The sequence below is a fragment of the Mycolicibacterium chitae genome, assembly GCF_900637205.1.
Lineage (GTDB): Bacteria > Actinomycetota > Actinomycetes > Mycobacteriales > Mycobacteriaceae > Mycobacterium > Mycobacterium chitae.
The window spans coordinates 2,720,774-2,740,726 of the sequence record NZ_LR134355.1 but is presented as its reverse complement, the minus strand read 5'-3'; the positions used below and the strand labels follow the sequence as shown (position 1 = coordinate 2,740,726).

16 protein-coding genes and 2 pseudogenes are annotated in these 19,953 nt (G+C 69.7%); 16 read left to right on the top strand and 2 right to left on the bottom strand.

What is annotated here, in order from left to right; all coding sequences use genetic code 11:
* Positions 1 to 6: 6 nt before the first annotated feature.
* From ripB to EL338_RS12900, 7 genes are all read left to right on the top strand, one after another.
* On the top strand, positions 7 to 705 hold the full coding sequence (gene ripB, locus EL338_RS12930) for an NlpC/P60 family peptidoglycan endopeptidase RipB (protein WP_126334121.1): 699 nt from the start codon (positions 7 to 9) through the stop codon (positions 703 to 705).
* Positions 706 to 820: 115 nt separating this feature from the next.
* Positions 821 to 1,942 carry a chaperone MoxR1 gene (gene moxR1 / locus EL338_RS12925; protein WP_126334120.1) on the top strand — a complete coding sequence of 374 codons (1,122 nt, stop codon included), beginning with the start codon at positions 821 to 823 and terminating at the stop codon, positions 1,940 to 1,942.
* Complete coding sequence (locus tag EL338_RS12920; protein WP_126334119.1) at positions 1,939 to 2,883, top strand: DUF58 domain-containing protein; 945 nt, start codon at positions 1,939 to 1,941, stop codon at positions 2,881 to 2,883. Before moxR1 ends, EL338_RS12920 begins: the two co-directional genes overlap by 4 nt.
* A 25-nt stretch (positions 2,884 to 2,908) precedes the next feature.
* Positions 2,909 to 3,916 (top strand): VWA domain-containing protein, encoded by a 1,008-nt coding sequence (locus EL338_RS12915; RefSeq protein ID WP_126334118.1) that lies wholly within the window; start codon positions 2,909 to 2,911, stop codon positions 3,914 to 3,916.
* Between the two features lie 53 nt (positions 3,917 to 3,969).
* A complete protein-coding gene (gene fabG1 / locus EL338_RS12910; RefSeq protein ID WP_126334117.1) occupies positions 3,970 to 4,734 on the top strand; it encodes a 3-oxoacyl-ACP reductase FabG1 in 765 nt (254 codons plus the stop codon).
* Between the two features lie 20 nt (positions 4,735 to 4,754).
* Positions 4,755 to 5,564 carry an NADH-dependent enoyl-ACP reductase InhA gene (gene inhA / locus EL338_RS12905; RefSeq protein ID WP_126334116.1) on the top strand — a complete coding sequence of 270 codons (810 nt, stop codon included), beginning with the start codon at positions 4,755 to 4,757 and terminating at the stop codon, positions 5,562 to 5,564.
* Positions 5,565 to 5,573: 9 nt separating this feature from the next.
* A complete protein-coding gene (locus EL338_RS12900) occupies positions 5,574 to 6,605 on the top strand; it encodes a ferrochelatase (RefSeq protein ID WP_126334115.1) in 1,032 nt (343 codons plus the stop codon).
* On the opposite strand, the gene EL338_RS12895 is transcribed toward EL338_RS12900, so the two are convergent.
* The gene (locus EL338_RS12895; protein WP_126334114.1) at positions 6,577 to 7,452 is read right to left on the bottom strand and encodes an Rv1486c family protein; all 876 of its coding nucleotides are present in this window, start codon (positions 7,450 to 7,452) and stop codon (positions 6,577 to 6,579) included. The two genes, EL338_RS12900 and EL338_RS12895, sit on opposite strands and share 29 nt — an antisense overlap.
* An 89-nt stretch (positions 7,453 to 7,541) precedes the next feature.
* On the opposite strand from EL338_RS12895, the gene EL338_RS12890 reads away from it, so the two are divergent.
* From EL338_RS12890 to EL338_RS12880, 3 genes are read left to right on the top strand one after another with little or no spacing between them, the layout of a single operon-like run.
* On the top strand, positions 7,542 to 7,976 hold the full coding sequence (locus tag EL338_RS12890; protein WP_126334113.1) for an NfeD family protein: 435 nt from the start codon (positions 7,542 to 7,544) through the stop codon (positions 7,974 to 7,976).
* Between the two features lie 10 nt (positions 7,977 to 7,986).
* Entirely contained in the window at positions 7,987 to 9,165 is a 1,179-nt protein-coding gene (locus EL338_RS12885; protein WP_235666124.1) for an SPFH domain-containing protein, read from the top strand.
* The gene (locus EL338_RS12880; protein ID WP_126334112.1) at positions 9,162 to 9,521 is read left to right on the top strand and encodes a DoxX family protein; all 360 of its coding nucleotides are present in this window, start codon (positions 9,162 to 9,164) and stop codon (positions 9,519 to 9,521) included. Before EL338_RS12885 ends, EL338_RS12880 begins: the two co-directional genes overlap by 4 nt.
* Here the strand turns inward: EL338_RS12880 and EL338_RS12875 are convergent.
* A complete protein-coding gene (locus EL338_RS12875) occupies positions 9,437 to 10,225 on the bottom strand; it encodes a TVP38/TMEM64 family protein (protein WP_126336839.1) in 789 nt (262 codons plus the stop codon). The genes EL338_RS12880 and EL338_RS12875 overlap by 85 nt on opposite strands.
* Before the next feature lie 185 nt (positions 10,226 to 10,410).
* Here EL338_RS12875 and mutA point away from each other — a divergent pair, with 185 nt between their 5' ends.
* From mutA to EL338_RS26335, 6 genes and pseudogenes are all read left to right on the top strand, one after another.
* Positions 10,411 to 12,276 (top strand): methylmalonyl-CoA mutase small subunit, encoded by a 1,866-nt coding sequence (gene mutA, locus EL338_RS12870; RefSeq protein ID WP_126334111.1) that lies wholly within the window; start codon positions 10,411 to 10,413, stop codon positions 12,274 to 12,276.
* Between the two features lie 2 nt (positions 12,277 to 12,278).
* Positions 12,279 to 14,561 (top strand): methylmalonyl-CoA mutase, encoded by a 2,283-nt coding sequence (scpA, locus tag EL338_RS12865; RefSeq protein ID WP_126334110.1) that lies wholly within the window; start codon positions 12,279 to 12,281, stop codon positions 14,559 to 14,561.
* A 5-nt stretch (positions 14,562 to 14,566) separates the two neighbouring features.
* The gene (meaB, locus tag EL338_RS12860) at positions 14,567 to 15,556 is read left to right on the top strand and encodes a methylmalonyl Co-A mutase-associated GTPase MeaB (protein ID WP_126334109.1); all 990 of its coding nucleotides are present in this window, start codon (positions 14,567 to 14,569) and stop codon (positions 15,554 to 15,556) included.
* Between the two features lie 79 nt (positions 15,557 to 15,635).
* Positions 15,636 to 16,907, top strand: coding sequence for an esterase/beta-lactamase LipL (gene lipL / locus EL338_RS12855; protein WP_235666458.1), 1,272 nt, complete (start codon positions 15,636 to 15,638; stop codon positions 16,905 to 16,907).
* A 660-nt stretch (positions 16,908 to 17,567) separates the two neighbouring features.
* Positions 17,568 to 19,043: pseudogene (locus EL338_RS12850) on the top strand (beta-ketoacyl synthase N-terminal-like domain-containing protein); the annotation flags it as partial.
* A pseudogene (locus EL338_RS26335) lies at positions 18,940 to 19,953 on the top strand (AMP-binding protein); the annotation flags it as partial. The pseudogenes EL338_RS12850 and EL338_RS26335, both read left to right, overlap by 104 nt.

Sequence of the window (19,953 nt, the reverse complement as noted above, 5' to 3'; positions counted from 1 at the left end):
AAATATATGCGTCACAAGCTGTTTCGGTACCAGCGCACCCTGTTGACCGCGTTGGTGTCGATCCTGCTGGCGATCGGGCTGGCCATCCCGGCCCACGCCGAACCCGACGGCGGGCAGTGGGATCCCACCCTGCCCCAGGTGCTCAGCGCCGGCGCCCCCGGCGACCCGCTGGCCATCGCCAACGCGTCGCTGGCCGCCACCGCGCAGGCCACCCAGGCGACCATGGACCTCGGTCGCAAGTTCCTGTCGAGCATCGGCATCGGCGGGGCGCCCGCCGGGGTCGCGCCCGGCCGGGTGCGCGGCCCGCAGGCCATCGAGTACGTCATCCGCCGCGGCGGTACGCAGATGGGCGTCCCGTACTCGTGGGGCGGGGGCAAACCCACCGGGCCGTCGACCGGCATCGAGTCCGGGGCGGGCACCGTGGGCTTCGACTGCTCGGGCTTCACCCAGTTCTCCTACGCCGGGGTCGGCGTGCTGATCCCCAAGTACTCCGGCGACCAGTACGACACCGGCCGCAAGGTCCCGGTCTCGCAGGCCAAGCGCGGGGATCTGTTGTTCTGGGGTCCCGGCGGCAGTCAACACGTGGCGATCTTCCTGGGTGCCGGACGCATGCTCGAGGCCTCCGGGAGCGCCGGCAAGGTGACGGTCAGCCAGGTGCGCACGGCCGGGCTGCAGCCCTACGTGGCCCGCATCATCGAGTCCTGAACCAACCCAGGCAATTCCTTCAGAGCCGGTGGGGCACGTCGACGGATTCCGAACTGCCTGGAATAGTTGAGTCTGGTAAACCCAGGAAAACGCAGGAGTCTGGAGGACGTAGTCGATGACATCACCAGGTGGGGCGCCCAACTACACGCCGGGATCCGGCGCTCACGCGGCCCCGCCGTCGACATCCGCTCCGGCGGGCGGGTCCAACGGCCTGGCCGCTGAGGTACACACCCTGGAGCGGGCGATCTTCGAGGTCAAGCGCATCATCGTCGGCCAGGACCAGCTGGTCGAGCGCATCCTGGTCGGGCTGCTCGCCAAGGGCCACGTGCTGCTCGAGGGCGTCCCGGGCGTCGCCAAGACGCTGGCCGTGGAGACCTTCGCCAAAGTCGTCGGCGGGACCTTCGCGCGCATCCAGTTCACCCCGGACCTCGTGCCCACCGACATCGTCGGCACCCGGATCTACCGCCAGGGCCGCGAGGAGTTCGACATCGAACTCGGCCCCGTGGTGGTCAACTTCCTGCTGGCCGACGAGATCAACCGGGCGCCGGCCAAGGTGCAGTCCGCACTGCTCGAGGTGATGGCCGAGCGCAAGATCTCCATCGGCGGCAAGACCTACCCGCTGCCCAAGCCGTTCCTGGTGATGGCCACCCAGAACCCGATCGAGAACGAGGGTGTCTACCCGCTGCCGGAAGCCCAGCGCGACCGCTTCCTGTTCAAGATCAACGTGGACTACCCGAGCCCCGAGGAAGAACGCGAGATCATCTACCGGATGGGCGTGACGCCCCCGGAGCCCAAGCAGATCCTCAACCCCGGCGATTTGCTGCGGTTGCAGGATCTGGCCGCCAACAACTTCGTCCACCACGCGCTGGTCGACTACGTGGTCCGGGTCATCACCGCGACCCGCCAGCCCGAGCAGTTCGGCCTCAACGACGTCAAGGCGTGGGTCGCCTTCGGCGCCTCGCCGCGCGCCTCGCTCGGCGTGATCGCCGCGGCCCGCGCGCTGGCGCTGGTGCGCGGTCGCGACTACGTGATCCCGCAGGACGTCATCGAGGTCATCCCGGACGTGCTGCGGCACCGGTTGGTGCTGACCTACGACGCGCTGGCCGACGACATCGCCGCAGAGACGGTGATCAACCGGGTGCTGCAGACGGTGGCGTTGCCGCAGGTCAATGCCGTTGCTCAGCAAGGCAATTCGGTACCCACCGGGGTGCCGGCTGCGGCGGCCAACGGTCGGTGAGTGACTCGCAGTCCGTCCATCCGCCGTCGTTCCAACGCGGCGAGATCGGCGATCCGAAACTGTCGGCGGCGCTGCGCACGCTGGAACTCACCGTCAAGCGCAAGCTCGACGGTGTCCTGCACGGCGATCACCTCGGTCTGATCCCCGGACCCGGCTCGGAACCCGGGGAGTCCCGGATGTATCAGCCCGGCGACGACGTCCGCCGGATGGACTGGTCGGTGACCGCGCGGACCACCCATCCGCACGTCCGGCAGATGATCGCCGACCGTGAGCTCGAGACCTGGTTGGTGGTCGACATGTCGGCGAGCCTCGATTTCGGCACCACCGGCTGCGAGAAGCGCGACCTCGCGGTGGCCGCGGCGGCGGCGATCACCTATCTGAACAGCGGCGGCGGGAACCGGCTCGGCGCCCTGATCGCCAATGGCGACAACATGATCCGCGTCCCGGCGCTCTCGGGTCGTCAGCACGAGCAGACCCTGCTGCGCACCATCGCCACCATGCCGCGCGCCCCGCAGGGGGTCCGCGGCAACCTGGCCGAGGCCATCGACGCGCTGCGCCGCCCCGAGCGCCGCCGCGGGATGGCGGTGGTGATCAGCGACTTCCTCGGGCCGATCAACTGGATGCGGCCGCTGCGCGCCATCTCCGCGCGCCACGAGGTGCTGGGCATCGAGGTGCTCGACCCCCGCGACGTGGAACTGCCCGACGTCGGCGATGTGGTGTTACAGGACACCGAATCCGGTGTCACCCGGGAATTCACCATCGACGCCCGCCTGCGCGACGACTTCGAGCAGGCCGCCGCCGCGCACCGCCAGGAGGTGGCCCGCACGCTGCGGCGGTGCGGCGCCCCGCTGCTGACGCTGCGCACCGACCGGGACTGGATCGCCGACATCGTGCGGTTCGTCGCGTCCCGGCGCCGCGGCGCGCTGGCGGGCCGGCAATGACAGCGAGAGAGAAGACTGAGCGTTTATGACCTTGCCGTTGCTCGGGCCGATGTCGCTGAGCGGCTTCGAACACCCGTGGTTCCTGCTGTTCTTCTTCGCCGTCCTCGGCATCATCGCGCTCTACATCGTCGTGCAACTGGCCCGCCACCAGCGGGTGCTGCGGTTTGCCAACATGGAGCTGCTGGAAAGCGTTGCGCCCAAACGTCCGTCGCGTTGGCGGCACTTGCCGGCGATCCTGATGGTGTGCTCGCTGAGCCTGCTGACCGTGGCGATGGCCGGCCCCACCCACGACGTGCGGATCCCGCGCAACCGGGCCGTGGTGATGCTCGTCATCGACGTGTCCCAGTCCATGCGCGCCACCGACGTCGCCCCCAGTCGGCTGGCCGCGGCCCAGGAGGCCGCCAAGCAGTTCGCCGACCAGCTCACCCCCGGGATCAACCTGGGCCTGATCTCCTATGCCGGCACCGCCACGGTGCTGGTCTCGCCGACCACCAACCGCGAGTCCACCAAGAACGCGATCGACAAGCTGCAGCTCGCCGATCGCACCGCGACCGGTGAGGCGATCTTCACCTCGCTGCAGTCCATCGCCACGGTGGGCGCGGTGATCGGCGGCGGCGACGAACCCCCGCCGGCCCGCATCGTGCTGATGTCCGACGGCAAGGAGACGGTGCCGTCGAACCCGGACAACCCCAAGGGCGCGTTCACCGCCGCGCGCACGGCCAAGGACCAGGGCGTGCCGATCTCGACGGTGTCCTTCGGCACGGCCTACGGCTACGTCGAGATCAACGAGCAGCGCCAGCCCGTCCCGGTGGACGACGAGATGCTCAAGCGCATCGCGGACCTGTCCGGCGGCAACGCCTACACGGCCTCCAGCCTCGAGCAGCTCAAGGAGGTGTTCACCTCGCTGCAGGAGCAGATCGGCTACGAAACCATCAAGGGTGACGCCAGCACGGGCTGGCTGCGATTGGGTGCGCTGGTGTTGGCCGCCGCGGCGCTGGGCGCCCTGCTGATCAACCGCCGGCTGCCGGGCTGAGGCCCGTCGCGTCGATTTCGGCGAACAGACAACGAGACGATAAGTTGACGACCATGACCGATACTGCCGCCACCGACAACGCCGCCGCACCCGCCGGCGCCAAGCCGCCGTTCGTTCCGCGCTCCGTGCTGGTCACCGGGGGTAACCGGGGGATCGGCCTGGCCATCGCGCAGCGGCTGGCCGCCGACGGCCACAAGGTGGCGGTCACCCACCGCGGCTCCGGGGCGCCGGACGGGCTCTTCGGCGTGGTGTGCGACGTCACCGACAACGAGGCCGTCGACCGCGCGTTCAAGGAGGTCGAGGAACACCAGGGGCCGGTCGAGGTGCTGGTGGCCAACGCCGGGATCTCCAAGGACGCGTTCCTGATGCGGATGACCGAGGAGCGCTTCGAAGAGGTCATCAACGCCAACCTCACCGGCGCGTTCCGGGTGACCCAGCGGGCGTCCCGCAGCATGCAGCGCAAGCGCTTCGGCCGGATCATCTACATCGGATCGGTCTCGGGCATGTGGGGGATCGGCAACCAGGCCAACTATGCGGCCGCCAAGGCCGGCCTGATCGGCATGGCGCGCTCGATCTCCCGGGAACTGTCGAAGGCCGGCGTCACCGCGAACGTGGTCGCCCCCGGCTACATCGACACCGAGATGACCCGGGCGCTCGACGAGCGGATCCAGTCCGGTGCGCTGGAGTTCATCCCGGCCAAGCGGGTCGGCACCGCCGAGGAGGTCGCCGGGGCGGTCAGCTTCCTGGCATCAGAAGACGCGAGCTACATCGCCGGCGCGGTCATCCCCGTCGACGGTGGCATGGGCATGGGCCACTAGAACAGAAGAGGATTGCAGACATGACAGGGTTTCTCGAGGGCAAGCGCATCCTCGTCACGGGGATCATCACCGACTCGTCCATCGCGTTCCACATCGCCAAGCAGGCCCAGGAGGCCGGCGCCGAACTGGTGCTGACCGGCTTCGACCGGCTCAAGCTGATCCAGCGCATCGCCGATCGGCTGCCCAAACCGGCGCCGCTGCTGGAACTCGACGTGCAGAACTCCGAGCACCTGGACTCGCTGGCCGGCCGCATCACCGAGGTGATCGGCGAGGGCAACAAGCTCGACGGGGTGGTGCACTCGATCGGCTTCATGCCTCAGACCGGTATGGGCGTCAACCCCTTCTTCGATGCGCCCTACGAGGATGTCGCCAAGGGCATCCACATCTCGGCGTACTCGTACGCCTCGCTGGCCAAGGCCACCCTGCCGGTGCTCAACTCCGGCGGCAGCATCGTCGGCATGGACTTCGACCCGACCCGCGCCATGCCCGCCTACAACTGGATGACCGTCGCCAAGAGCGCCCTGGAGTCGGTGAACCGGTTCGTCGCCCGTGAGGCCGGACCGTTCGGTGTGCGTTCGAATCTCGTTGCGGCCGGCCCGATCCGGACCCTGGCGATGAGCGCCATCGTCGGCGGTGCCCTGGGCGCCGAGGCCGGCGATCAGATGCGGCTGCTCGAGGAGGGCTGGGACCAGCGCGCCCCGGTGGGGTGGAACATGAAGGACCCCACCCCGGTCGCGAAGACCGTGTGCGCCCTGCTGTCGGATTGGTTGCCCGCCACCACCGGCACGATCATCTACGCCGACGGCGGCGCTCACACCCAGTTGCTCTGATGGGCTTCCATGGAGTTTGACGCCATCCTGTTGCTGTCCTTCGGCGGACCGGAGGGTCCCGAACAGGTGCGGCCCTTCCTGGAGAACGTCACCCGTGGCCGCAACGTCCCGCCCGAGCGTCTCGACGACGTCGCCGAGCACTACTTCCACTTCGGCGGCGTATCGCCCATCAACGGCATCAACCGGGCGCTGATCGAACAGCTGCACACCCAGACCGACCTGCCGATCTACTTCGGCAACCGGAACTGGGAGCCGTACCTCGAGGACACCGTGATCGCCATGCGCGACAACGGTGTTCGGCGCGCGGCGGTGTTCGCCACCTCGGCCTGGGGCGGTTACTCGGGTTGCACCCAGTACACCGAGGACATTGCCCGCGCCCGCGCGGCGGCCGGGCCGGGCGCGCCGGAACTGGTCAAGCTGCGCCAGTTCTTCGACCATCCGCGGTTCGTGGAACTGTTCGCCGACGCCATCGCCGAGGCGCGCGGCCGGCTGCCCGAGCCGCTGCGCGACCAGGCTCGCCTGGTGTTCACCGCGCACTCGATCCCGCTGGCCGCCGACGAGCGCCACGGCCCGCAGCTGTACAGCCGGCAGGTCACCTACGCCTCGGCGCTGGTCGCGGCGGCCGCCGGATACGAGTCCTACGATCAGGTGTGGCAGTCCCGCTCCGGCCCACCGCAGGTCCCGTGGCTGGAACCGGACATCGGCGATCACGTTGCCGCGCTGGTGGATCGGGGAGTGCCGGCCGTCATCGTCTGCCCGATCGGATTCGTCGCCGACCACATCGAGGTGGTGTGGGACCTCGACAACGAGGTGGCCGAGCAGGCCGAGGCCGCCGGGCTGCCGCTGGTGCGCGCGTTCTCGCCCAACGACGACGTGCGCTTCGCGCGCCTGATCGTCGACCTCGTCGACGAACTGCGGCAAGGTCGGGAGCCCGCACGCGTGGCGGGCCCGAATCCGGTGCCGGGCTACGGGTTCAGCGTCAACGGCGCGCCGTGCTCGGCGGGCTGCTGCGCTACCACGCCGAGTGCAGGATCGCGGTAACCGCGGCCTGGCGCGCGGAGCGCACCACGCCGGCCAGTGGTCGCAGGGCATCCGAGGCCAACTGAGCCTCCGATGACGACTGCGTGGCGATCGGCATCAACCCGGCACTGACGGTGATGATCGCATCCACCTGCGCGGCGTTCTCGAGCACCCGCAGCGCCCGGGTGGGCGCATGCGGCGGGGCGTCGTGCGCATGGGAGGCCTCGAGCACCTGCTCGACCAGCGCGCGGGGATCATCGACGTCGAGGCCGCTACCGCCGGCGCGCAGGGCGGTCAGCGCCTCGGCGGCCGAGCGGACCGCCGAGCGCAGCGCGTATTCCGCCTCGCCCAGGTCGATGTGCTCGGGCGTCGGAGCGGCGGGCAACGAGTACACGGTCCAGGACAGCACCGGCGCGGCGCCGTCGAGACCGGCGCCGTCGAGATCGTCGTCCAGACCCTCGTCCGGGCCGTTGTCGAGGCCCTCGAACTCGGGCACCAGCCCGATCGGTGCGCCGCGCTCCGAGGTCACGATCACGGCCTCACCCGCGCTCATCGCATCGCGGGCGAATGTGCTGCCCGCGGGCAATCCGCGCGCGTCCCCGGGCACCGGCAGCACCAGATTCAGCGCCGGGCCCGGCGTCGCCCGCAAACCCGCAGCGGCGCGCACGGTCTGCAGCAGCGACACCGAGGTGGCGGTGTCGACGTCCGGCCACGGCAGGCCGGTGACGTCCGCGGCCACGGAATCGTAGGCGGCCACCGAATGCGTTGTCGCCCAAACGGACAACGCGTCGAGGACGTCGTCGGGCGCGGCTTGGCCGGCCAGCCAGGCATTGGCCCACAACGTCAGCGAAACACTCGGACACCACATGATGTGAGGAAGTGTAATGGCAACCGCCGACCGCCACCGTCGGGCGCGAGCCGAGGCCACGCCGGGCGTCCGCACGTTATCCTGGGCCCATGCCCGCGGCCCTGCTTTGGCTCATCGCAGCACTGGGGCTCGCCGGTGCCGAGGTGCTCACCGGTGACCTCTTCCTGCTGATGCTCGGCGGGGGAGCGTTGGCCGCGGCCGGGACCAGTTGGCTGCTGGACTGGCCGATCTGGGCCGACGGCGCGGTGTTCCTGGTGGTCTCGGTGCTGCTGCTGGTCCTGGTGCGTCCCGCCCTGCGCCGCCGGATGCAGTCCGCGGCGGCGCTCGAGACCGGCATCGAGGCGCTGGAGGGCCGCTCGGCCCTGGTGCTCGACCAGGTCACCCAGCACGCGGGCCAGGTAAAGCTCGACGGCGAGGTGTGGACCGCCCGGCCGCTGAACGATCACGACGTCTACGAAGCCGGTGACCACGTGATGGTCATGCGCATCGACGGCGCCACCGCGGTGGTCTGGAAGAACGACTGAAGGAGTTCTCATGGATGGTGCGGTAACCGGTCTCGTGCTGCTGGCCGTGCTGGTGATCGTCGCGGTCATCATCGTGGCCAAGTCCGTCGCGCTGATCCCGCAGGCCGAGGCCGCGGTGATCGAGCGGCTGGGCCGGTACAGCAAGACCGTCTCGGGGCAGTTGACCCTGCTGGTGCCGTTCATCGACCGCATCCGCGCCCGGGTGGACCTGCGCGAGCGCGTGGTGTCCTTCCCGCCGCAGCCGGTGATCACCGAGGACAACCTGACGGTGAACATCGACACGGTGGTCTACTTCCAGGTCACCAACCCGCAGGCGGCGGTCTACCAGATCAGCAACTACATCGTCGGTGTCGAGCAACTCACCACGACGACGCTGCGCAACGTGGTCGGCGGGATGACGCTGGAGCAGACCCTGACCTCGCGCGACTCGATCAACGGCCAGCTGCGCGGCGTGCTGGACGAGGCCACCAACAAGTGGGGGCTGCGGGTGGCGCGGGTCGAGCTCAAGGCCATCGACCCACCGGTCTCGATCCAGGACTCCATGGAGAAGCAGATGCGCGCCGACCGGGAGAAGCGCGCAATGATCCTCAACGCCGAGGGCGTGCGGGAATCCTCGATCAAGCAGGCCGAGGGGCAGAAGCAGGCCGCGATCCTGGCCGCCGAGGGCTCCAAGCAGGCGGCGATCCTCTCGGCCGAGGCCGAGCGGCAATCCCGGATTCTGCGCGCCCAGGGCGAGCGGGCCGCGCAGTACCTGCAGGCCCAGGGGCAGGCCAAGGCCATCGAGAAGACCTTCGCCGCGATCAAGGCCGGCCGGCCGACCCCCGAGCTGCTGGCCTACCAATACCTGCAGACGCTGCCCAAGATGGCCGAGGGCGAGGCCAACAAGGTCTGGCTGGTGCCCAGCGACTTCGGTTCCGCGCTGCAGGGATTCACCAAGCTGCTCGGCGCCCCCGGCGAGGACGGTGTGTTCCGCTACACCCCGTCACCCGTGGAACCCGATCAGGCCCCGGTCGACGACTCCGACGACGTGGCCGACTGGTTCGAGACCAAGAGCGACCCGGCGATCGCCGAGGCCGTCGCCAAGGCCGAGGCCGATGCGCGTGACACCTCCGCCGCGGCGCTGCCCGGCCCCGGCATGATGCCGCCGTCCCCGCTGCAGTCCGGGGCCCACCACCGAGAGGAGGCGTGAGCATGCTGACGTCCCCGAAGACCTACGCCGCGCTGGCGGCCATCCAGGCCGGTGACGCGGTGGCCTGCGCCATCCCGCTGGCACCGATCACCAAGGCGCTCGATGACGTCCGGTTGCCGCAGCGGTACCGACCGATCCTGCCCGTGGTCAAGGCGGCCTCGGCGGTCGGACTGGCCGCGGCGGGCCGCTTCCCGGCGCTGGCCCGGCTGACCACCCTGCTGCTGACGGTGTACTTCACGTTGGCGGTGGGCGCGCACATGCGCGCCAAGGATTACAGCGTGGGACTGGTGGCGGCGTCGTCGTTCCTGGCGCTGTTCGCGACGTTGACCGCCAAGGGACCCGACACCGGCTCCTGAGGCCGGTCGGCCGCCCCGCGGCGGTGGCTGCGGACCTCGAGGGCCAGCCCGGCCACGCCGACGCCGGCAGTGCACAGCGAGATCAGCACGAGCAGGGGATTGACGCTGCCGGTCAGGGCGTCGCCCAGGATGACCACGGCCGCGGTGCCGGGGAACAGCCCGATCATCGTCGCGGCCGCATACGGCAGCAGGCGCACCGACGACGCGCCGGCGGCGTAGTTGATCACAGAGAACGGCACCGCCGGAATCAGCCGCAGCGACAGCACCGCCAGCCAGCCGCGGCGGCGCAGGTGCGCATCGACGGCGTCGACGGTCGGATGGCTGACCATCCTGGCGAGCTGCCAGCCGAAGCCGCGCACCGCCAGCACCGCCAGCACGGCGCTGATCGTGCTCGCGGTCACCGCCAGGGCGATGCCCAGCGCGGAACCGAACAGCAGGCCGGCGGCCAGCGTGAACGCGGTGCGTGGGAACGGCAACACGGTGCCGACGCTGTGCGCGGCCAGGAACGCCAGCGGGAACCACGGCCCCAACGACCGGGCCCAGTCGCGCAGTTGCACGGCGGTGGGCAGCGGCACCAGCAACGCGATTGCGATAAGAATCACAATGGCGATCGCGGCGACGACCACGCGCCGTCGCGGGATCTGACGCACGATCGCGGTGATCGTCTCCGGGGCAGCGCGCAGCACGTCGATCATCCGTCTCATTGCGCTGGCCACGGCAATTAAGGGTACGGGGTGCCGGTGAACATCGGATGCCGCGCGCCGTGGCGCGCCGCCGCGGCGGGACGTCGGGCGCCTCATCGGCGGCGACGACCATCATCTAGCCTGAAGCCTCGAGTGATCCGTCACCTCGCGGACCACTGCACGCTGCGATAACAGGGGAGCTGCCGGTGTCTTCAGGTGCCTCAGTCGTATCCGCCGATCGGGCCGAGCTGGAACAGGCTCGCGCCCGCTGGCGCGACGCGGTGGCCGGTGTACTCGCCAAGAGCACCCGCCGCGACGTTTCGGAGTTGCCGGACGAGCCCGAGCGGTTGCTCGACAGCCCCACCTACGAGGGCTTCGACGTCCGGCCCCTCTACACCGCGCTGGACGCGCTGCCCGAGCCGCCGCTGCCCGGACAGTGGCCGTTCCTGCGCGGTGGTGACGCGACGCGCGACGTGCTGTCCGGCTGGAAGGTCGCCGAATCGTTCCCGGCGCCCGGCGCGGCCGTTGCGGACGCCAACGCGACCTTGCTCGCCGCGCTGTCGGAGGGCGTCAGCGCGCTCGTGCTGCGGGTCGGCGCCGAGGGCGTGCCCACCGGGGATCTCGACCGGTTGCTCGAAGGTGTCTTCGTCGAACTCGTCCCCGTGGTCCTGGCCGCCGGTGCCGACTACGTCGCCGCCGCCGACGTGCTGCTCGGGCTGGTGTCCGGCCTCGCCGAGGAGCAACGCGCGACCCTGTCGGTCGACCTCGGCGGCGATCCGCTGACGGCGGCCCTCAGCGCGGTCCCGTCGGCCTCGGTCGACGATGTCGTCGCGATGGCCAAGCGGGTCACCGAGTTCGGCGGAGCGGTGCGCGCGATCACCGTCGACGGCCCGGCGCTGCACAACCGCGGCGCCAACGGCGCCTGGGAACTGGCCGGGGTCATCGCCGCGGCGGTGAACTACCTGCGGCTGCTGGTCGCCGCCGGTGTCGACACCGCCGACGCGCTGCGCCAGATCAGTTTCCGCCTCGCCGCCGACGACGATCAGTTCATGACGACCGCCAAGATGCGGGCGGTGCGCCAATTGTGGGCCCGGGTGGCCGAGGTGCTGGGCGCCCCGGACGCCGGCGCGGTCCAGGTGCACGCGGTCAGCTCGCTGGCGATGATGGCCCAGCGCGATCCGTGGGTGAACATGCTGCGCTGCACGCTGGCCGCCTTCGGCGCCGGTGTGGGCGGGGCGGACACCGTCGAGGTCAACCCGTTCGACGTGGCGATCGCCGGCGGCGCGCCCGGGGTGTCCCGGTCGTTCTCGCGGCGCATCGCGCGCAACACGCAGCTGCTGCTGCTCGAGGAGTCCCATCTGGGCCGGGTGCGCGATCCGGGCGGCGGCTCGTGGTTCCTCGAGGATCTCACCCAGCAGCTCGCCGAGCAGGCCTGGCGGAACTTCCAGGCCATCGAGGCCCGCGGCGGTTTCGCGGCGGCCACCGAGTTCATCGCCGAGCAGGTCGAGGCCGTGGCCGCGGCCCGTCGCGCGGACATCGCGCATCGGCGCACCGCGGTGACGGGCGTCAACGAGTTCCCGAATCTGGCCGAAGTACCGCTGCCGCAGCAGGATTCACCGGAAGGCGTGCTGCGCTACGCCCAGGATTTCGAGGCGCTGCGCAACCGCTCCGACGACTACCTGGCCGCCAACGGCAAGCGTCCGCAGGTGCTGCTGGTGCCGCTGGGACCGCTGGCCGAGCACAACATCCGCACCACCTTCGCCACCAACCTGTTGGCCTCCGGCGGCATCGAGGCGATCAACCCGGGCCCCGTGGACAGCGCCACGGTGGCGGCCGCGGTCGCCGAGGCGGGTTCGTCCGCCGCGGTGGTGATCTGCGGTACCGACGCGCGCTACGCCGACGAGGCCTCGGGCGTGGTCGAGGCCCTGCGCGGCGCCGGTGTCGACCGGGTCTACCTGGCCGGCCCGGACAAGGCGGTCGCGGCCGCCGAGCACCGGCCCGACGAATACCTGACTGCGAAAATCGATGCGGTCGAAGCGCTTTCCACCCTCCTGACGCGATTGGGGGCCTGACGATGACCGCATCCGAGGTAGCCGGTAAGTCGACCATCGAGAGCTTCGCCGAGGTGCCGCTGCGCGGTGCCGAGGCCGGGGCCGCAGCCACGCCGGAGGCGGTGACCGAGTCGGTGCGCGCCGCCGCGACCGCGCACGGCTACACCCCCGAGCAACTCGAGTGGGCGACCCCCGAGGGCATCGACGTCAAGCCGGTCTACATCGCCGCCGACCGCGACGCCGCCGTCGCCGCGGGTTATCCGGTGGACAGCTTCCCGGGTGAGCCGCCGTTCATCCGCGGTCCGTATCCGACGATGTATGTCAACCAGCCGTGGACCATCCGGCAGTACGCCGGGTTCTCGACGGCCGCCGAGTCCAACGCCTTCTACCGGCGCAACCTGGCCGCCGGCCAGAAGGGTCTGTCGGTCGCGTTCGACCTGGCGACCCACCGCGGTTACGACTCCGACCATCCGCGGGTGGCCGGCGATGTCGGCATGGCCGGCGTGGCCATCGACTCGATCCTGGACATGCGGCAGCTGTTCGACGGCATCGACCTGGGTTCGGTCAGCGTCTCGATGACCATGAACGGTGCGGTGCTGCCCATCCTGGCGCTGTATGTGGTGGCCGCCGAGGAGCAGGGGGTGCCGCCGGAGAAGTTGGCCGGGACCATCCAGAACGACATTCTCAAAGAGTTCATGGTCCGCAACACCTACATCTATCCGCCGAAGCCCTCGATGCGGATCATTTCGGACATCTTCGGCTACACCAGCGCGAAAATGCCGAAGTTCAACAGCATTTCGATCTCCGGGTACCACATCCAGGAGGCCGGTGCCACGGCCGATCTCGAGTTGGCCTACACCTTGGCCGACGGGGTGGAGTACATCAAGGCGGGCCTGGATGCCGGTCTGGACATCGACAAGTTCGCGCCGCGGCTGTCGTTCTTCTGGGGCATCGGGATGAACTTCTTCATGGAGGTCGCCAAGCTGCGCGCCGGCCGGCTGCTGTGGAGCGAGCTGGTGGCACAGTTCGACCCCAAGAGCGCGAAATCGCTGTCGCTGCGCACGCATTCGCAGACCTCGGGCTGGTCGCTGACCGCGCAGGACGTGTTCAACAACGTCGCCCGCACCTGCGTGGAGGCCATGGCCGCCACCCAGGGCCACACCCAGTCGCTGCACACCAACGCCCTGGACGAGGCGCTGGCGCTGCCCACCGACTTCTCCGCGCGCATCGCCCGGAACACCCAGCTGCTGCTGGCCCAGGAGTCCGGCACCACCCGGCCCATCGACCCGTGGGGCGGCTCCTACTACATGGAGTGGCTCACCCATCAGCTGGCCGAGCGCGCCCGCGCGCACATCGCCGAGGTCGCCGAGCACGGCGGCATGGCGCAGGCCATCGACGACGGCATCCCGAAGCTGCGCATCGAGGAGGCCGCCGCGCGCACCCAGGCGCGGATCGACTCCGGCGCCCAGCCGCTGATCGGCGTCAACAAGTACCAGGTGGACGAGGACCAGGAGATCGAGGTCCTCAAGGTCGAGAACAGCCGGGTGCGCGCCGAGCAGCTGGCCAAGCTCGAGCAGCTGCGCGCCGAGCGCGACGAGGCGGCCTGCCAGGCCTCGCTCGACGAGCTGACCCGCGCCGCCGCGGCGACCGGCCCCGCCGGGGACGACGGCCTGGGCAACAACCTGCTGGCGTTGGCCATCAACGCCGCCCGGGCCAAGGCCACCCTCGGCGAGATCTCCGATGCGCTGGAGAAGGTCTTCGGGCGCCATCAGGCCGAGATCCGGACCATCGCCGGGGTGTACCGCGACGAGGTGGGGAACAGTCAGAACGTGGACGGAATCAACAACGCGACCGCGCTGGTGGACAAGTTCGCCGAGGCCGACGGCCGGCGTCCCCGCATCCTGGTCGCGAAGATGGGTCAGGACGGCCACGATCGCGGCCAGAAGGTGATCGCCACGGCGTTCGCCGACCTGGGCTTCGACGTCGACGTCGGCTCGCTGTTCTCGACGCCGGACGAGGTGGCCCGCCAGGCCGCCGACAACGACGTGCACGTGGTCGGGGTGTCCTCGCTGGCGGCCGGTCACCTGACGCTGGTGCCGGCGCTGCGCGACGCGCTGGCCGAGGTGGGCCGTCCCGACATCATGATCGTCGTCGGCGGCGTGATCCCGCCGGGTGACTTCGAGGAGCTCTACGCGGCCGGGGCCAATGCGATCTTCCCTCCCGGGACGGTGATCGCCGACGCCGCGACGGGCCTGCTGGTCAAGCTGGCCGAGCGCCTCGGCTACGACCTGAGCGGCACCGCCTGATCGCGATGACAGCCCCGTCGGCACTGAGCACAGACGAACTCGCCGGTCGAATCCGGCGCGGTGACCGGGCGGCCCTGGCCCGCGCGATCACCCTGGTGGAGTCGACCCGCGCCGACCACCGCGCGCGGGCGCAGGAGTTGCTGCTGGCGTTGATGCCGGAGGCCGGTTCGGCCATGCACATCGGCATCACCGGGGTCCCCGGGGTCGGCAAGTCGACGTCCATCGAGGCGCTCGGCATGTACCTCATGGACCAGGGCCACCGAGTTGCGGTGGTCGCGGTGGACCCGTCGTCGACCCGGACCGGCGGGTCCATCCTGGGCGACAAGACCCGGATGTCGCGGCTGGCGGCACATCCGGACGCCTACATCCGGCCCTCGCCGACCTCGGGCACGCTCGGCGGGGTGGCCCGCGCGACCCGCGAGACCATCGTCCTGTTGGAGGCGGCCGGCTTCGACGTCATCCTGGTCGAGACCGTCGGGGTCGGGCAGTCCGAGGTCACCGTGGCCGGCATGGTGGACACCTTCGTCTTCCTGACACTGGCCCGGACCGGCGATCAGTTGCAGGGCATCAAGAAGGGCGTGCTGGAACTCGCCGACATCATCGTGGTGAACAAGGCCGACGGCAACCACGTGATGGAGGCCAAGAAGGCCGCGCGGGAACTGTCCGGTGCGATCCGGCTGATCTACCCGGGGGAAGTGCTCTGGCGACCGCCGGTGTTGACGATGAGCGCCCTGGAGGGCTCCGGCCTGGCGGAGTTGTGGGACAGCGTGCTGAAGCACCGCGAGGTCCTGACGGCGGCCGGCGAGTTCGAGACGCGCCGGCGAACCCAGCAGGTCGAGTGGACCTGGGCGATGGTCCACGACGCGGTGCTCGACCGGGTGTTGGCACATCCCGAGGTGAAGGGGATCCGCGGCGAGGTCGAACGGCAGGTCCGGGAGGGCGAGTTGACCCCGGCGCTGGCGGCCGCCCGCATCCTGGACGCCGCCGCGCAGTAACCGAGGCCAGGGGTAACCGAGACTAACGGTTCGATAACTCCATGTTTGTTTGCTCGTCGCGGCGGGTAGATTTGGCTAGGTGAGCAAAGCATCTGCTTGGGAGCGCAGCGTAGCGCTTCCCGACGGTGTGGGCGGCGCGGCCGACCCGCGGTTCTCCTGCGCGGTGCGCGCCTTCGTCAGCATGTTCCCGCACCGTAAATTCGGCGGTGGTGCGCTGGCGGTCTTCCTCGATGGGAAGCCGGTGGTGGACATCTGGACCGGCTGGTCGGACCGCCGCGGCCGGCAACCGTGGACGGCCGACACCGGGGCCATGGTGTTCTCCGCGACCAAGGGGGTGGCCTCGACGGTCATCCACCGCCTTGTGGATCGCGGACTGCTCGATTACGACACGGCGGTGGCCGAGTACTGGCCGGAGTTCGGCGCCAACGGCAAGGCCGACATCACCGTCCGCGAGATCATGAGTCACCGGGCCGGGTTGTCGCATCTCAACGGTCTGGGCAAGGCCGACATCATGGACCACCAGCGCATGGAGGAGTGGATCGCGGCCGCGCCCGCATCCCAGTTGCGTGGCAAGCCGGCCTACCACGCGGTGACCTACGGATGGTTGCTCGCGGGGCTCGCGCGGGCGGTCACCGGCAAGGGTATGCGGCAGCTGTTCCGCGAAGAGGTCGCGGCCCCGCTCAACACCGACGGCATCCATCTCGGTCGCCCCTCGGCCGACGCGCCCACCCGGCCGGCCCAGATCATCCACCCGCAGATGAACATCCAGAACCCGGTGTTCAACTTCCTGGCCCCGCGCGCGGCCATGCTGCAGATGACCGCCGGCTTCGGGGCGCTGTATTTTCCGGGCATGAAAGCCGTTGTGCAGGGCGATATTCCGTTGCTGGACAGCGAGATTCCGTCCGCCAACGGCGTCGCTACGGCGCGCGGTCTGGCCAAGATGTACGGCGCCATCGCCAACGGCGGGGTCATCGACGGCACGGAGTACCTGTCGCCGCAGATCGCCGCGGGCCTGACGGGTCGGCGCAGCCTGCGGCTGGACCACAGCGTCGGGATGCCGATGGCGTTCCACCTCGGCTACCACGCCATTCCCATTCCCGGTGTGCTGCCAGGCTTCGGTCACGTCGGCCTCGGCGGTTCGGTGGGCTGGGCGGTGCCGAGCCTGGGCCTGTCGTTCTCGGTGGTGCACAACCGGCTACTGACCCCGTTCGTGGTGCCCGATCAGGCCGGCTTCGTGGCGACGGCGGCGCTGATCCGCCGCGCCGCGGGCGTCGCGCGCTCGCACGGCTTCGACCCGATCGCCGAGCAGGGCGCGCCGTACTGGCAGGAACCCACGTCCGCGGTGGGTTGATTCGGATTCGGTGTTGCCCTGGCGGACAACGCTGGTTGTCGCCGATGTCTCGACTTAACCAGCCGTGGTGCACGCTATGTGCACACCGGTAGCCACCGGGGTTTCTGACGTGGCGTTCACCCGCTGTCGGTGGGGCCGACTCGCGCATTTCGCAAACCGCCTGTGGTTCGCGGGAATTCACCGTCGGTGTGCACCCGCCCGCCTCACTGGGTAAAACACACCGGTGTCGTGGTGACGAGGGGTTGCTGAAGCGGGGACTCACAGCAGACTCATAGCTAGTTTCGTCTGCAAGCACAAATGTTTGCTACACGTTGCGGAAGCAAAGTTTCATTCGGACGCCGGCCGGACCGTCGGCTCCGGGTCGGTTGAGTCGGTGTTATCCGAAAGGCACTGTTTGCCAGTGCAATTCGATGAAATTCTGGAGCTCGGGGTCCGCGCACCTGCGGATGTCGTGGTACCCCACCGGTAGGCATCGCATGAAACAATCAATTCGCCCAAAAATTGGCAGACGCGTCATCGGGAGGGGCTAGGCTTCCGAATCGCACCTAGAGTCACGGAAGGCATCGGCTCGAAATCGGACCCACCCACGGCGGTGGACTTCGGCCTAGTGTGGCGTTTTGTCTCCTCGCCGACCGCGAGCAGAAGAAGAGGTTTGATTACGTGGATAGGACACCTGCGACTCCCGTGGCAGTGATCGGGTTGGGCTGCCGGCTGCCAGGCGGCATCAACTCACCGGACGAGTTGTGGTCGGCGCTGCTGCGCGGAGACGACCTGGTGGTCGAAATCCCCACCGACCGTTGGGATCCCGAGGAGTACTACGATCCGGAACCCGGCGTTGCGGGGCGCTCGGTGTCCAAGTACGGCGCATTCCTCGACGACGTGGGCGGTTTCGACGCCGAGTTCTTCGGCATCAGCGAGCGCGAAGCGGTGGCCATCGATCCCCAGCATCGCCTGCTGCTCGAAACCTCCTGGGAGGCCGTCGAGCACGGCGGCATCAACCCGGCCACCGTGGCCGGGACCAAAACCGGTGTGTTCATGGGGGTCACCCACAACGACTACGCTTACCTGGCCGCCGACACCGGATCGTTGGAGGGCCCGTACGGTTTCACCGGGACCAGCTTCAGCCTTGCCTCGGGACGGATCGCCTACGCGCTCGGCGCGCACGGGCCCGCCCTGACCGTCGACACCGCGTGCTCGTCCGGCCTGACGGCCGTGCACCTGGCGTACCGGAGCTTGCTCGACGGGGAGAGCGACCTCGCCCTGGCCGGTGGGGTGTCGGTGCTGCTCGAGCCGCGCAAGGCGGCCTCCGGGTCGGCGGCCGGAATGCTCTCGCCCACCGGGCGATGTCGCGCGTTCGACGTGGCCGCCGACGGGTTCGTCTCGGCCGAGGGTTGCGCGGTGGTGCTGCTCAAGCGACTCGACGACGCGCAACGTGACGGCGACCGGGTTCTCGCGGTGCTTCGCGGCGTGGCGTCCAACCAGGACGGGCGAACCGTCAACATCGCCACTCCCTCGAGCGACGCCCAGGTGGGCGTGTATCGCGCCGCGCTGCAGGCGGCCGGCGTCGAGGCCGCCACCGTGGGAATGGTCGAGGCGCACGGGACCGGCACGCCGGTCGGCGACCCGCTCGAGTACGCGAGCGTGGCCGCCGTCTACGGCACCGAGGGGCCCTGCGCACTGTCCTCGCTCAAGACCAACTTCGGGCACACCCAGTCGGCCGCCGGTGCGCTGGGCTTCCTCAAGGCCGTGCTGGCGGTCAACCACGGCGTGGTGCCGCAGAACCTGCATTTCACGGCCCTGCCCGATGAGATGGCCGCCATCGACACCAAAGTCTTTGTGCCGCAGGAGATGACGCCCTGGCCGCGCAACGGCGGCGCACCCCGCCGGGCGGCGGTCTCGTCGTACGGGTTGTCCGGCACCAACGTGCACGCCATCGTCGAGCAACCGCCCGCCGGGAGCGACTCCGGGACCGATCCCGCGACGGCACCCGGCGTGCCCGCCGGCCGGCTGCTGTTCCCGCTGTCTGCGAGTTCGACCGAGGAATTGGGCCGAACCGCCGAGCGGCTCGCGCGGTGGCTGGCCGAACGCGGCGCGCACGCTGTCGGCGGGGCCGAACTTCGCCTACGAACTCGCGGCGGGCCGCACCACCGACGAGGACATGGCCGGCCTGGACCTGAACAACGTCCTGAGCGTACTGAGCGGCGCGGAACGGGTGCACGCCGCGACGGTGTGCCGATTCGCCGAGCGCTTCGCCCCCTTGGGATTCGACGGGAACAAGATCCGGCCCTCCTACGGCCTGGCCGAGGCGGTCGTCTATGTCGCCACCCGGGAATCCGCGGCCCCGCTCGAGATCGTCGACTTCGACGCCGAGAAGCTGTCGGCGGGTCACGCCCAGCGCTGCGCGGCCGGGGCCGGTTCCCCGCTGGTGAGCTACGGCCGGACGGACTCCCCGGTGGTCCGGGTGGTTGACCCCGACACCGCGGTGGAGTGCGCCGACGGGCGCACGGGGGAGATCTGGGTCCGCGGCGACAACGTCGCGGTCGGCTACTGGCAGAAGCCCGAGGACACCCGGGAAACCTTCGGCGCCACCATCGTCAACCCCACCGCCGGTACCCCGGCCGGGCCCTGGCTGCGCACCGGTGATCTCGGGTTCTTCTCCGAGGGTGAGCTGTTCATCATGGGACGCATCAAGGACCTGCTGATCGTCTATGGGCGCAACCATTCGCCCGACGACATCGAGGCCACCGTGCAGGAGGTCAGCCGGGGCCGCGTCGCGGCCATCTCGGTGCCCGACGACCGCACCGAACACCTCGTCGTCATCGTCGAGCACAAGAAGCGCGGCGACACCGAGGAGGAGGCCATGGCCCGGTTGGCCGAGCTCAAACGCGAACTGACCTCGGCAATCTCGACTGCCCACGGATTGAAGGTGGCCGATCTGGTGATGGTGGGTCCCGGCTCGATCCCGATCACCACCAGCGGCAAGGTCCGTCGCGCCAGCTGTGTCGAGCAGTATCGGCTCGGAAAGTTCAGCAGGGTGGACGCCTGA

Excerpts from the sequence above, each read along its gene's own strand:
- ripB (WP_126334121.1), top strand. The coding sequence starts at position 7 with ATGCGTCACAAGCTGTTTCGGTACCAGCGCACCCTGTTGACCGCGTTG.
- moxR1 (WP_126334120.1), top strand. The coding sequence starts at position 821 with ATGACATCACCAGGTGGGGCGCCCAACTACACGCCGGGATCCGGCGCT.
- EL338_RS12915 (WP_126334118.1), top strand. The coding sequence starts at position 2,909 with ATGACCTTGCCGTTGCTCGGGCCGATGTCGCTGAGCGGCTTCGAACAC.
- fabG1 (WP_126334117.1), top strand. The coding sequence starts at position 3,970 with ATGACCGATACTGCCGCCACCGACAACGCCGCCGCACCCGCCGGCGCC.
- inhA (WP_126334116.1), top strand. The coding sequence starts at position 4,755 with ATGACAGGGTTTCTCGAGGGCAAGCGCATCCTCGTCACGGGGATCATC.
- EL338_RS12900 (WP_126334115.1), top strand. The coding sequence starts at position 5,574 with ATGGAGTTTGACGCCATCCTGTTGCTGTCCTTCGGCGGACCGGAGGGT.
- EL338_RS12895 (WP_126334114.1), bottom strand. The coding sequence starts at position 7,452 with ATGTGGTGTCCGAGTGTTTCGCTGACGTTGTGGGCCAATGCCTGGCTG.
- EL338_RS12890 (WP_126334113.1), top strand. The coding sequence starts at position 7,542 with ATGCCCGCGGCCCTGCTTTGGCTCATCGCAGCACTGGGGCTCGCCGGT.
- EL338_RS12885 (WP_235666124.1), top strand. The coding sequence starts at position 7,987 with ATGGATGGTGCGGTAACCGGTCTCGTGCTGCTGGCCGTGCTGGTGATC.
- EL338_RS12875 (WP_126336839.1), bottom strand. The coding sequence starts at position 10,225 with ATGAGACGGATGATCGACGTGCTGCGCGCTGCCCCGGAGACGATCACC.
- scpA (WP_126334110.1), top strand. The coding sequence starts at position 12,279 with ATGACCGCATCCGAGGTAGCCGGTAAGTCGACCATCGAGAGCTTCGCC.
- meaB (WP_126334109.1), top strand. The coding sequence starts at position 14,567 with ATGACAGCCCCGTCGGCACTGAGCACAGACGAACTCGCCGGTCGAATC.